The sequence below is a fragment of the Paraburkholderia sp. BR14320 genome (assembly GCF_040948665.1).
Lineage (GTDB): Bacteria > Pseudomonadota > Gammaproteobacteria > Burkholderiales > Burkholderiaceae > Paraburkholderia > Paraburkholderia youngii.
The window spans coordinates 16281-28855 of the sequence record NZ_JBFPKG010000018.1 but is presented as its reverse complement, the minus strand read 5'-3'; the positions used below and the strand labels follow the sequence as shown (position 1 = coordinate 28855).

The following is a 12575-nucleotide window of genomic DNA, read 5'->3' as shown; positions in this document are numbered from 1 at the left end:
AGCGCGCATCTTAAGCAATCCGCGCGCCTCGTGCCAGGCGAAATAAAAAAGCCGCGCTCGACAAGCGCGGCTTCGCCGGCGCGCACCGCGCGATTCATCCGTTGATCACGTCCGCGCCCTTCGGCACCGTGAACTTGAATGCATCGGACGGCAGTTGCGGATTTTTCTGGATGTTCGAGAACGTCAGCAGGGTGACGTTACCGAACACGTCGTGCAATTCCATCGCTTCGAGATTACCGTCCTTGAAGCCGATGCCAACACGCTCGAACTGCGTGTCCTTCGCCTTCGGCGTCAGTTCGAGCCAGTCGATGCCGGCCTTCACGCCCGCATCGCGCAGCGTGAAATTCTTGTCCAGATCGTTGCTGCCGAACAGGATCGCCGCCGGGCTCGCGCCGAGCGCGTTGCCGAGCGCGCGCACCGTCACCTGGTTCAGATCCTTGTCATAGACGAACAGCTTGTCGCCGTCCGCCTGCAGCAATTGCGAGTAGGGCTTCTCGTATTGCCAGATGAACTTGCCGGGCCGCGCGAACATGAACGTGCCGCTCGACGTGGTCGGCTTGCCTGGATTCGCGGTAGACAGCGCGCCGCTCGCACCCTGCGCCTTGCTCGGCGCGCGCACTTCCTGCTGCACGAAGGTGCCGCGCGCGGAATGGACCTGCGAGACGAAGGCCTTCAGTTGCTCGGTGCCGCTCGCGAACGCGTGCGACGCGACGAGCAGCGACGCACCGATCGCGACACTGCCGGCGGCGCGCGCGATCTTGCGCATGCCGCGGCACACGCGCTCGCCGAGGCGGCCCGCTCGAGGCTGTCGGGCATCCTGCTGCGCGATTGCTTGCATAGGTATTTCTCCGTTGAATGAATTCGGTGATGGGCTGCGCCGGTTCGCCGCACTCGCTGAACACAAAGTGACCGGCCCGGCGTCGAGCCGCGATGGCGCACATGGCGCAAACGGCGGTAGACGCAGCGGCGCTCGCAATCGCTGCAATGGCTTGTTGCGACTATTCCGCTTCGCGCGCCGGCGCCAGAATCTCGCGATTGCCGTTCGACGACATCGCCGACACCACGCCCGAATTCTCCATCTGTTCGAGCAGACGCGCCGCCCGGTTGTAGCCGATGCGCAGGTGCCGCTGCACCAGCGAAATCGACGCCCGACGATTCTTCAGCACGACGTCGACCGCCTGATCGTATAACGGGTCCGACTCGCCTTCGGTGGACGCGGTTCCCGCCGAGCCTTCGTCGCCCTCGCCGCTCACGCCGCCCTCGAGAATGCCCTCGATATAGTTCGGCTCGCCCTGCTCCTTGAGCTTGTCGACGACGCGATGCACTTCGTCATCCGACACGAACGCGCCGTGCACCCGCACCGGCAAACCAGTGCCCGGCGGCAGATACAGCATGTCGCCCATGCCGAGCAGCGACTCGGCGCCCTGCTGATCGAGGATCGTGCGCGAGTCGATTTTCGACGACACCTGGAACGCCATGCGGGTCGGCACGTTGGCCTTGATCAGGCCGGTGATCACGTCGACCGACGGACGCTGCGTCGCGAGGATCAGATGGATGCCGGCCGCGCGCGCCTTCTGCGCGATTCGCGCGATCAGTTCTTCGACCTTCTTGCCGACGACCATCATCAGGTCGGCCAGTTCGTCGATGACGATCACGATGTTCGGCAAACGCGTGAGCGGTTCCGGATCGTCAGGCGTCAGACTGAACGGATTCGGCAGCTTCCCTTCGCGCTTGGCCGCTTCGTCGATCTTGTTGTTGTAGCCGGCGAGGTTGCGCACGCCGACCTTGCTCATCAGCTTGTAGCGGCGCTCCATTTCGGCGACCGCCCAGTTCAGCGCATGGCCCGCCTGACGCATGTCGGTGACGACCGGACACAGCAGATGCGGAATGCCTTCGTAGACGCTCATTTCGAGCATCTTCGGATCGATCAGGATCATGCGCACCTGCTCGGCGCTCGCCTTGTACAACAGCGACAGGATCATCGCGTTGATACCGACCGACTTGCCGGAACCGGTCGTGCCGGCGACGAGCAAATGCGGCATCTTCGCGAGATCAGCGCACACCGGCTTGCCGCCGATGTCCTTGCCGAGGCCCATCGTGAGCGGCGACGCGGCATCCGCATACACGGTCGAGCCGAGAATTTCGGACAGGCTCACGGTCTGACGGCGCTGGTTCGGCAGTTCCAAGGCCATGTAGTTCTTGCCCGGAATCGTTTCGACGACGCGGATCGACACGAGCGACAGCGAACGCGCGAGGTCCTTCGCGAGGTTGACGATCTGACTGCCCTTCACACCGGTGGCCGGCTCGATTTCATAGCGCGTGACGACCGGGCCCGGATACGCGGCGACCACGCTCACTTCGACGCCGAAGTCCTTCAGCTTCTTCTCGATCAGGCGCGAAGTGAATTCGAGCGTGTCCGCGGAAATGGTTTCCTGCGCGGCGGGCGCGGGGTCGAGCAACGAGATGGGCGGCAGCGTGGAGTCGCCTGGCAGATCGGTGAAGAGCGGCACCTGGCGTTCCTTCTCGACACGCTCCGACTTCGCCGGCGCGGCAAGCGGCGGCACGATCACCACGGGCTCGTGCTCCTCGATGCGCACGCGGCCCTTCTCGACCTTGCCTTCGCGCTTCACGGCGGCCGCTTCACCGAGCTTGCGATCGAGCCCGGCCTCGCGGCGCAGCTTCGCGAAGGTCACCGCGGAAATGATCGATTCGCCGACCTTCTCCGCGACCGACAGCCACGAAAAACGGAAGTACAGCGACAGCCCGATGCCGAGACCGAGCAGAAGCGCGAGCGTGCCGCCGGTGAAGCCGAGCGCATGCGAGACGCCGCGCGCGACAGCCTCGCCGATCACGCCGCCAGGCGCACGCGGCAGCTGCACTCTCAGCGACCACATGCGCAGCGCCTCCAGGCCGTTGCACGACAGCAGCACGAGCATGAACGCGAACGCGTCCGCGAGCCAGCTGACGCCGCGCGGCGCGTCGTCGTCCTGCGGCTCTTCGTTGCGGGTGATGCGCTTGTAGTTCGCGGAGATGTGGCGGCCGAGCAGCACGATCCACCAGTAGGCGGACAGGCCGAACAGCAGCAGCAGGATGTCTGAAGTCCATGCGCCGACGCGGCCCGCCCAGTTCGAGATATGGTCGACCTGCGCTGCATGGGTCCAGCTCGGGTCGTGCCTGCTGTAGCTGACGAGGGACATCAGCAGGAACACGCCGAGGGCCACCTGCAGAATCCAGCGGATTTCGGTGAGGAGGCGCGACATGCGGTGAGGCAATGCCTGCGCGCTCGCGGTATAGGGAGCTTTTGCCATTGATCCTGTTGCCTGGGGTAGCCGGTTCAGGCTGAAACTGCCGCCGGGAACGCGGCCCGAGCCTCGCCGCGCGCGGCTTCGGGCCCGATCCCGGCTACCGGAAACTTCGATCCGGGCTATTGTAAACGCTGTGTCCCGCGCGAGGCTGTAAATGACGGTAACTTGGCGGTTTGACCACAATGGATGCGCGACGCGCGCTAAATTCGTCGTATCGCGCCGCGTGCTCGCCCCGCGCGCCCACGCCGCCACGCTATCGCGGCGATGAGAAAGCTTGATGGCGCAGCCCTACGCCCCGCCCTTTATAATGCCGGTCTGATACCCATCTACAGTTTCAGTTCAAAAACGCACGGCTACGCAATGGCGAGCCGCGCGCCGTACAAGGATTCGATCATGCCCGCAACTGCAACGAAACACGCCAAGGTTCTGATTCTCGGTTCCGGCCCCGCCGGCTATACGGCGGCGGTTTACGCGGCGCGCGCCAACCTCGCGCCGGTACTCGTCACCGGCCTCGCGCAAGGCGGCCAGCTGATGACCACGACCGACGTCGAAAACTGGCCCGCCGACGCCAACGGCGTGCAAGGCCCGGAACTGATGGCGCGCTTCCTCGAGCACGCCGAGCGCTTCAACACAGAAATCATCTTCGACCACATCCACACGGCGAAGCTCGATGAGAAGCCGATTCGCCTGATCGGCGATTCGGGCGAATACACCTGCGACTCGCTGATCATCTCGACGGGTGCATCGGCGCAATATCTCGGCCTGCCGTCGGAAGAGGCGTTCATGGGCAAGGGCGTGTCGGCCTGCGCGACCTGCGACGGCTTCTTCTACAAGCAGCAGCACGTCGCCGTGATCGGCGGCGGCAATACGGCCGTCGAAGAGGCGCTGTACCTCGCCGGCATCGCGAAGAAGGTCACCGTGATCCATCGCCGCGACAAATTCCGCGCCGAGCCGATCCTGATCGACCGTCTGCTCGCGAAGGAGAAGGAAGGCGTCGTCGAGATCAAGTGGAACCATGTGCTCGAAGAAGTGACCGGCGACAATTCCGGCGTGACAGGCCTGCGCATCAAGCACACGCAGACTGGCGAGACCACCGACATCGCGCTGCAGGGCCTGTTCGTCGCGATCGGTCACAAGCCGAACACGGACATCTTCGAAGGCCAGCTCGAGATGAAGAACGGCTACATCATCACCAAGGGCGGCCTGAACGGTTTCGCGACCGCGACGAGCGTGCCGGGTGTGTTCGCCGCCGGCGACGTGCAGGACCATATCTATCGCCAGGCGATCACGAGCGCGGGCACCGGCTGTATGGCCGCACTGGATGCGCAGCGCTATCTCGAGACCATCAACGAGATGGCCGGCGAGCACGCGATGAGCGCGGAAGCGGACCGGTGATCCGCTGATCCACGGCGCGCCGCCATCGGTCGGCGCGAACTCGCGACCACGGTCGCGACAGTAAAATGACGGTAGCGCGCAGCGCAGCCGTCATTGGCTCACGAAGGCCGCGGCTGCAATGCCGGCGGCCTTTGTCGTTTTTGCCGCCTCGGCTTCGCACCACCCACCGACCTTTCCGCCTGTATTGCCGACATGCCGAAGAATCAGCCCCATCCGAACGAACCGAAACGTCCGCAGGCCCCCGCGCGCCCCGCGCCCGCGACGGCTGCACCCGCCGTCGCGCCGAAGCTCGATCGCGCGTCCGGGCTCGCCGGGCTCGGCGCGTTGCGTAACGCGTTGAAGGGTGACGCCGAGCGACGCGAGCGTGAACAGGCTGCGGCGCGAGCGGCGCAGCGCGAAGCGGCCGCCGACGCCGATCTGTTCCGCCGCGAGATCGGCGAAGTCGCGCCGCTCGCGATTCCGCCACGTGCGACGCTCACGCGCAATCCCCCGCCGCCCCTGCCGGTGCAGACGCTGCTCGATGAGGAAGCGGTGCTGCACGAAGCGATCTCCGACGAATTCGACCCCGAAGTGCTGCTGGAAACCGACGAAACGCTGTCGTATTGCCGCCCCGGCGTGAGCCGCGACGTCGTGCGCAAGCTGCGGCGTGGCGACTGGATCGTGCAGGCGCAGATCGACCTGCATGGCATGCGGCGCGAAGAAGCACGCGAGGCGCTCGCGGAATTCATTCGCGAATCGGTCAAGCGCGGCCTGCGCTGCCTGCGCGTGATTCACGGCAAGGGTTTGGGGTCGATCGGCAAGGAGCCGGTGCTGAAAGGCAAGGTGCGCGCGTGGCTCGTGCAGAAAGCCGAAGTGATCGCGTTCTGTCAGGCACGCCCGCATGACGGCGGCGCCGGCGCGGTGGTCGTGCTGCTGCAGCCGGGGTCGTTGCCGCCGCATGGGGCAAACGTGAAGGTCTGAGGTCGATTTTTTCGGCCGTCGTTCGTCGTGGGGTAAACGGCCAGCCTGGCCGTCGCGCGGTGGCTCTCGCCGCCACCGTGGATTCGTGCTGTGCAACCTTCAAAGGTGATCGCGATGCCCCTGAAGCTTTATGCCCATCCGTTCTCGTCGTACTGCCAGAAGGCCCTGACCGCGTTGTACGAAAACGGCACGCCGTTCGAGATGCGCGTGCTCGCATACGACGACCCGCAGATCATGGCCGAATTCGCCGCGCTTTGGCCGATCAAGCGCTTCCCGGTGCTCGTCGACGGCGGGCGCACGGTGGTCGAGGCGACCATCATCGTCGAATATCTGGGCCTGCATTATCCGGGGCCTGTCGCGTTGTTGCCGGCCGACCCGCGCGCCGCGCTCGAGGTGCGCATGCTGGACCGCTTCTTCGACAACTACATTTCGACGCCGCAGCAAAAGGTCGTGTTCGATATCCTGCGCCCCGAAGCCGAGCGCGACGCGCGTGGCGTCGCCGATGCGCGCGCGATGCTCGACACCGCTTACGCCTGGCTCAATCGCCACATGGCCGAGCGCGAATGGGCCGCCGGCGACAGCTTCAGCCTCGCCGACTGCGGCGCCGCCCCGTTCCTGTTCTACGCCGACTGGACGCATCCGATCGACCCCGCGTTCGCGCACGTGCGCGCGTACCGGCAGCGGCTGCTCGCGCGGCCGTCGTTCGCCCGCGCGGTCGACGAGGCGCGGCCGTATCGGCCGCTATTTCCGCTCGGCGCGCCGGACCGGGATTGAGCCGCGAGCGGCGGTGGCTGATTCGCGCGAAAGAGGCGCGGCAGACAACCTGATTTCGTGGCTGTAGACTTCGTGTCGTGTCGCAAACCTGCCCCGCTCTTCTCTTGGCTCACCACCACAAGGCACCCTATGGACCGTTTCGAAGCGATGGAGATCTTCACGCGCGTGGTCGAAGCGAACAGCTTCACCAAGGTTTCGGAATCGCTCGATCTGCCGCGCGCGAAGGTCAGCCGCACGATCCAGGCGCTCGAGGAACACGTCGGCGTGCGCCTCCTGAACCGCTCGACGCGCCAGGTCAGCGTGACCGAAGACGGCGCGTCGTTCTACGAGCGCTGCGTGCGCATTCTCGCCGACGTCGCCGATGCCGAGTCGTCGCTATCGAACAAGCGTGAGAATCCGGCCGGCACGATCCGCGTCGACACGTCCGGCACGCTCGCGCGCTCGCTGCTGCTGCCCGCGCTCGACGACTTCTACGAACAATATCCCGCGATCGACGTACGTCTCGGTCTCGCGGATCGCAACATCGATCTGATTCAGGACGGCGTCGATTGCGTGATCCGCATGGGCACGCTCGAAGAGTCGAGCCTCGTCGCGAAGCGCATCGGGCTTGCGCGCATCGTCACATGCGCGTCTCCGGCGTATCTGCAGAAGTTCGGCACGCCGACCACGCTGGCCGACCTCGGCGAGCATCGCGCGGTCAACTACGTGTCCGCGCGCAGCGGCCGCACCTTCCCGTTCGAATTCGAAGTGGACGGCGAAATCGAGCGCGTCGCGATGGATAGCACGCTCGCCGTCAACGACGGCTCGGTCTACATCACCGCGGGCGTGCTGGGCCACGGCATCATCCAGCCGTCGCGCTTCATGGTCGCCGAGCTGATCGAGCAAGGCGCGCTCACGGAGATTCTCGGCAACTACACGAGCCCCGGCACGCCGCTGTCGATCCTGTATGCGCATCGCCGCAATCTGAGTTCGCGGCTGCGCGCGTTCATCGATTGGGTCGGCGAGCTCGCGCGCAGCAATCCGGATTTGCGTTTGCCCGAGTCGGCATGACGGCTCCAAAAGCAAAAGCCCCATGCGCAACTGAACGCATGGGGCTTTTCTGATGCGACGTCTCTAGCGCGTATGCGACCGCTTACGCAATCCGCTCTTCATTTGACGGATCGAACAACACCGCCTTCGACGTATCGAACAGCAGCGTCGCATTCTTCTCCGGTTGCGGGTTCGACGCCGGGTGCACGCGGCTCACGATGCGCTTGCCGTTGACCTGTGCGAACACCAGCGTGTCCGGACCGGTCGGCTCGATCACGTCGACCTTCACTTCGACCGGCTGCAGCTTCGAGTCGTCGCCGTGCGCGCTGCGCGCATCGGTGATGCGCTCCGGACGCAGACCGAGAATCACGTTGTTGCCGATGTGCGAGCGCACCTTCGCCGAATCGAACGGCAGCACCAGCACCTTGCGCGCGATGCCCGTATCGAGTTCGATGCCGACACCCGAGCCCTGCTCGACCAGCTTGCCTTCGATGAAGTTCATCGGAGGCGCGCCGATGAAGCCCGCGACGAACAGGTTCGACGGCGAGTCGTAGATTTCCTGCGGCGCGCCGAACTGCTGGACGATGCCGTCCTTCATCACCGCGATGCGGTCGCCGAGCGTCATCGCTTCGATCTGATCGTGCGTCACGTAGACGATCGTCGTGCCGAGGCGCTGATGCAGCAGCTTGATTTCCGAGCGCATCTCGATACGCAGCTTCGCGTCGAGGTTCGACAGCGGCTCGTCGAACAGGAACATCACCGGATCGCGCGCCAGTGCGCGGCCCATCGCGACGCGCTGACGCTGGCCGCCCGACAGCTGACCCGGCTTGCGGTCGAGCAGATGCTTGATCTGCAGCGTGTTCGACACGCGCTCGACGATCTGCGTCTGCTCCTGCTTCGGCACCTTGCGGATGTTCAGCCCGAACGAGATGTTGTCGCGCACCGTCATCGACGGATACAGCGCGTACGACTGGAACACCATCGCGATGTCGCGATCTTTCGGCGACAGGTTGTTGACGGTCTTGCCGTCGATCTGGATCTCGCCCTTGGTCACGGTTTCGAGACCGGCAATCATGTTGAGCAGCGTCGACTTACCGCAGCCCGAGCCGCCGACCAGAATCAGGAACTGGCCGTCTTCGATGTCGATATTGACACCCTTCAGAACCGGCACCCCGTTCGGGTAGGTCTTGTACACGTCACGGATGGAAAGGCTTGCCATGCTGTGAATCCTCTAGTCTCTGGTACTGCTTGAAAACGTCTTGTCAGGTGACGGCGGCACGCATTCGGTGAAACGCCGTCGCTCTACGATGATTTAACCCTTCACCGCGCCCGCGGTCAGGCCGCGCACGAAGTAACGTCCGGCGATGATGTAGACGAGCAGCGTGGGCAGCGCCGCGATGATCGCGCCGGCCATGTCCACGTTGTATTCCTTCACGCCGGTCGAGGTGTTCACGAGATTGTTCAGCGCCACGGTGATCGGCATCGAATCGACGCCGGAGAACACGATACCGAACAGGAAGTCGTTCCAGATCTGCGTGAATTGCCAGATCAGGCACACCATGAAGATCGGCAGCGACACCGGCAGCAGAATCTTCGTGAAGATCGTGAAGAAGCCCGCACCGTCGATACGCGCGGCCTTCACGAGTTCAGCCGGCACGCTCACGTAGAAGTTGCGGAAGAACATCGTCGTGAACGCGATACCGTAGATCACGTGCACGAGCACCAGACCGCTCACCGTGTTCGACAGGCCGAGGATGCCTTCGAGGCGCGCCATCGGCAGCAGGATCGCCTGGAACGGGATGAAGCAGCCGACCAGCAGCATCGTGAAGATCGGATCGGCGCCGCGGAAACGCCAGTGCGTGAGCACGTAGCCGTTGAACGCGCCGATGATCGACGAGATCAGCACGGCCGGAATCACCATGCGCACCGAGTTCATGAAGAACGGCTGCATGCCTTCGCAACGCACCCCCGTACACGCGCCGCTCCACGCCTTGACCCACGGCGCGAAGGTCCAGCTCGTCGGCGGCGTCAGCAGGTTGCCGGTGCGCAGCTGATCGATGTCCTTGAACGATGTCGACAGCATCACGTACAACGGAAACAGGAAGTACAGCGCGAACAGAAGCAGGGCCGCGTAAATGACGGCACGGCTCATCGTCATCTTAGGTTGCATTGCGGGTGCTCCTCGATTCCAGATACATCAGCGGCACGAGCACGGCCACCACGGTGGCGAGCATCATGATCGACGAGGCCGCGCCGACGCCGAGCTGCCCGCGATTGAACGAAAACGTGTACATGAAGATGGCCGGCAGCGACGACGACGTGCCCGGACCGCCGGCGGTCAGCGCGACGACCAGGTCGAACGTCTTGATGGTGATGTGGCAAAGAATCAGCAGCACGGAGAAGAACACCGGCCGCATGCTCGGAATCACGATCTTGCGGTAGATGGTCGGCAGGCCCGCGCCGTCCATCTGCGCGGCCTTGAAGATTTCACTGTCGACGCCGCGCAAACCGGCGAGGAACAGCGCCATCACGAAGCCGGTGGACTGCCAGACCGCGGCGATCACGATACAGAAGATCGCCCGGTCCGGGTCGCCGAGCCAGTTGAACTCGAAGCTCGTCCAGCCCCAGTCGTGAAACACCTTCTCGATGCCGATGCCCGGCGACAGAATCCATTGCCACGCGGTGCCGGTCACGATGAACGACAGCGCCATCGGATAAAGGAACACGGCGCGCAGCGCGCCTTCGTTGCGGATCTGCTGATCGAGCAGGATCGCGAGCAACAGACCCAGACCGATGCAGATACCGATGAACGGAATGCCGAACCAGCCGAGGTTCTCGGCCGAAGTCCAGAACACGTCGTTCTGGAACAGCTCGCGATAGCGGTCGAGACCCGCGAATTCCCAACGAGGCATCAGTCGCGAAGTAGACAGCGACAGATAGCCGGTGATTGCGATAAAGCCATATACGAAGATCAGGCTGATCACGACGCTGGGTGCGAGCACCAGCTTCGGAATATAGCGATCGGCAAGGGCCGCCATGGGCGACGTGCGGCGGGCGACGGTGGCCGTTTTCCCGTTCCCGCTGATGGAAGCAGTCACTACTCGACTCCTGCTGAAACTGTACCGCCGGGCTGCCCGTGCGCACATGGCACGGGACCGCGACGGCCTGGGTGTGACTCCATGAAACCCGGGTAAGCCGCGTCGTGCCGGACTGCGCTGCGAACCGAAGCAGCTCGAGGTCCGACCCGACACGGCCCGAAGGGCGCGCCCGGCGCTTCAGATGCAAGCGGCCGGGCGCAACGCTTCGTACCTACGCTTACTTGGTCTTCGCTGCCTTCGCGAGAGCCTGAACCGCGGTCTTCGAATCTTGCTGCGAGTTCATGAACTTCGTCACGACGTCGGAGATCGCGCCTGCAGCGGCATCCGGCTGAGCCATGCCGTGAGCGAGCGACGGCACATAACCGCCGGCCTTGATCGCGATTTGCTCATCCGCGTACGACTTCTTCGCGCAGTCGTCGAACTTGTCCATCGGCACGCCGAGACGCACCGGGATCGAACCCTTGTACAGGCTGAACTGCTCCTGGAACTCCGGCGACATGATCGTCTTGGCGAGCGAGAGCTGGCCCGGCGTCGCCGCCTTCTGGCCCTTCTGCTGGAAGAACACGAACGAGTCGACGTTGAACGTGTACGCCTTGTCCGTTTGCGGCACCACCGCGCAGATGTAGTCCGTGCCCGACTTCTTGCCGGCGTTGGTGAACTCGCCCTTCGCCCAGTCGCCCATGAACTGCATGCCGGCCTTGCCGTTGATGACCATCGCCGTGGCGAGGTTCCAGTCACGGCCCGTGCGGCCCGCGTCGAAGTAGCCCTGGATCTTGCGGACCGTGTCGAACACCTGAACCATCTTCTCCGAGGTCAGCGTCTTCTCGTCGAGGTCGACGAGCGCCTTCTTGTAGAAGTCCGCGCCCTCCGACAGCACGACGTCTTCCCACAGCGTCAGGTCTTGCCACGGCTGGCCGCCCATCGCGATCGGCTGGATGCCCGCGGCCTTCATCTTGTCGGCCACCGCGAAGAACTCAGGCCACGTGGTCGGCACCTTGCCGCCTGCCTTGTCCAGCGCTGCCTTGTTGATGTACAGCCAGTTCACGCGATGCACCGAGAACGGCGCGCCGACATAGTGGCCGTCCGCTTGCATGATCTTGTCGATTTGCGGCGGCAGGTTCTTCTTCCAGTCGCCCGCGACCGAGTCGATCGGCACCAGCACGCCCTGCGAAGCCCAGTCCTGGATCAGCGGACCCTTGATCTGCGCGGCGCTCGGCGCGTTGCCCGAGATCACCTGCGTCTTCAGTGCCGTCATCGCAGCCGCGCCAGCGCCGCCTGCGACCGCGAAGTCCTTCCACGTGTAGCCCTGCTTCGTCATGTCGTCCTTGAGGACGCCGACGGCCCTGGATTCGCCGCCCGAAGTCCACCAGTGCAGCACTTCGATCGACTCGGCGGCCTGCACGGCCGACACGCCACACATCAGACCCGCAGCGCACAGAGCGCCCATGATCGCGCGAAATTTCATTGCTTATCTCCTCCAGACACCTGAACAAAAAAACGAATGGCCCCTGATGTCGCCAGGGTGCTGTGGTTGGTTCTAACAGGCAAAACACCGGGCGATCGAGCACGGTCGGGCGCATGCGCGAGGGCATGTGCCGGCGGACCGATGTCCGGCCGCTGGACGCTCAAGAGGTGAGTGGTTCGGGATGCAACTGACTGTCTCCTCTTTTGATTTTTGCCTGCCCGCATCGCGCGGCAGACTCGAGGTACCTCATACACCAATCCGACGCCAGCCTGACGTCGGCCACGGAAACGATCCGCAGGCCCGTCGACTCCCCGACTTTCCGTAAGGTCCGCCGGCACCCTGCTGGCGCGTACCGGAAAGCGTTGCCCCATTGTCCGTTCGCATGCCGGGGACGCCCGCCGATTCGCAAAAAGCGTGCATTTCGTCTGCACAGCGCACGCTCTTTTTCTTCGAATTAACGCTACCTCTTGATTTGGATTGTAGTTAAACTACAATTCAGTGTCAAAAAATATTTTATTGGACTACGGTCGCTTTTCCGGGTCGCTGCAC

General features: G+C 64.0%; 10 protein-coding genes. 4 read left to right on the top strand and 6 right to left on the bottom strand.

All coding sequences use genetic code 11. The features are described from left to right. Window positions 1–94 precede the first annotated feature (94 nt). Together lolA and AB3X89_RS18300 are read right to left on the bottom strand one after the other, a co-directional pair. Complete coding sequence (gene lolA / locus AB3X89_RS18305) at window positions 95–838, bottom strand: outer membrane lipoprotein chaperone LolA (RefSeq protein ID WP_368584532.1); 744 nt, start codon at window positions 836–838, stop codon at window positions 95–97. Window positions 839–998: 160 nt separating this feature from the next. Continuing rightward, on the bottom strand, window positions 999–3308 hold the full coding sequence (locus AB3X89_RS18300; RefSeq protein ID WP_368584531.1) for a DNA translocase FtsK: 2310 nt from the start codon (window positions 3306–3308) through the stop codon (window positions 999–1001). A 390-nt stretch (window positions 3309–3698) separates the two neighbouring features. On the opposite strand from AB3X89_RS18300, the gene trxB reads away from it, so the two are divergent. The 4 genes from trxB (at window position 3699) to AB3X89_RS18280 (ending at window position 7484) form a co-directional block, all read left to right on the top strand. Further along, complete coding sequence (gene trxB / locus AB3X89_RS18295) at window positions 3699–4700, top strand: thioredoxin-disulfide reductase (protein ID WP_368584530.1); 1002 nt, start codon at window positions 3699–3701, stop codon at window positions 4698–4700. Between the two features lie 192 nt (window positions 4701–4892). Continuing rightward, window positions 4893–5660 carry a Smr/MutS family protein gene (locus AB3X89_RS18290; protein WP_368584529.1) on the top strand — a complete coding sequence of 256 codons (768 nt, stop codon included), beginning with the start codon at window positions 4893–4895 and terminating at the stop codon, window positions 5658–5660. Window positions 5661–5774: 114 nt separating this feature from the next. Beyond that, window positions 5775–6434 carry a glutathione S-transferase family protein gene (locus AB3X89_RS18285; RefSeq protein WP_368584528.1) on the top strand — a complete coding sequence of 220 codons (660 nt, stop codon included), beginning with the start codon at window positions 5775–5777 and terminating at the stop codon, window positions 6432–6434. A 129-nt stretch (window positions 6435–6563) separates the two neighbouring features. After that, window positions 6564–7484, top strand: a complete 921-nt coding sequence (locus AB3X89_RS18280; RefSeq protein ID WP_368584527.1) for a LysR family transcriptional regulator — start codon at window positions 6564–6566, stop codon at window positions 7482–7484. A gap of 82 nt (window positions 7485–7566) precedes the next feature. Here AB3X89_RS18280 and AB3X89_RS18275 read toward each other — a convergent pair whose 3' ends face one another. The 4 genes from AB3X89_RS18275 to AB3X89_RS18260 form a co-directional block, all read right to left on the bottom strand. Continuing rightward, a complete protein-coding gene (locus tag AB3X89_RS18275; protein WP_368584526.1) occupies window positions 7567–8682 on the bottom strand; it encodes an ABC transporter ATP-binding protein in 1116 nt (371 codons plus the stop codon). 93 nt (window positions 8683–8775) lie between these two features. Next, window positions 8776–9633 (bottom strand): carbohydrate ABC transporter permease, encoded by an 858-nt coding sequence (locus AB3X89_RS18270; protein WP_368584525.1) that lies wholly within the window; start codon window positions 9631–9633, stop codon window positions 8776–8778. Continuing rightward, window positions 9623–10561, bottom strand: coding sequence for a carbohydrate ABC transporter permease (locus AB3X89_RS18265; RefSeq protein ID WP_176121165.1), 939 nt, complete (start codon window positions 10559–10561; stop codon window positions 9623–9625). Before AB3X89_RS18265 ends, AB3X89_RS18270 begins: the two co-directional genes overlap by 11 nt. A 217-nt stretch (window positions 10562–10778) precedes the next feature. Continuing rightward, window positions 10779–12026 (bottom strand): ABC transporter substrate-binding protein, encoded by a 1248-nt coding sequence (locus AB3X89_RS18260; protein WP_013088730.1) that lies wholly within the window; start codon window positions 12024–12026, stop codon window positions 10779–10781. Window positions 12027–12575: the final 549 nt, after the last annotated feature.

Excerpts from the sequence above, each read along its gene's own strand:
- AB3X89_RS18285 (WP_368584528.1), top strand. The coding sequence starts at position 5,775 with ATGCCCCTGAAGCTTTATGCCCATCCGTTCTCGTCGTACTGCCAGAAG.
- lolA (WP_368584532.1), bottom strand. The coding sequence starts at position 838 with ATGCAAGCAATCGCGCAGCAGGATGCCCGACAGCCTCGAGCGGGCCGC.
- AB3X89_RS18290 (WP_368584529.1), top strand. The coding sequence starts at position 4,893 with ATGCCGAAGAATCAGCCCCATCCGAACGAACCGAAACGTCCGCAGGCC.
- trxB (WP_368584530.1), top strand. The coding sequence starts at position 3,699 with ATGCCCGCAACTGCAACGAAACACGCCAAGGTTCTGATTCTCGGTTCC.
- AB3X89_RS18280 (WP_368584527.1), top strand. The coding sequence starts at position 6,564 with ATGGACCGTTTCGAAGCGATGGAGATCTTCACGCGCGTGGTCGAAGCG.
- AB3X89_RS18300 (WP_368584531.1), bottom strand. The coding sequence starts at position 3,308 with ATGGCAAAAGCTCCCTATACCGCGAGCGCGCAGGCATTGCCTCACCGC.
- AB3X89_RS18270 (WP_368584525.1), bottom strand. The coding sequence starts at position 9,633 with ATGCAACCTAAGATGACGATGAGCCGTGCCGTCATTTACGCGGCCCTG.
- AB3X89_RS18260 (WP_013088730.1), bottom strand. The coding sequence starts at position 12,026 with ATGAAATTTCGCGCGATCATGGGCGCTCTGTGCGCTGCGGGTCTGATG.
- AB3X89_RS18275 (WP_368584526.1), bottom strand. The coding sequence starts at position 8,682 with ATGGCAAGCCTTTCCATCCGTGACGTGTACAAGACCTACCCGAACGGG.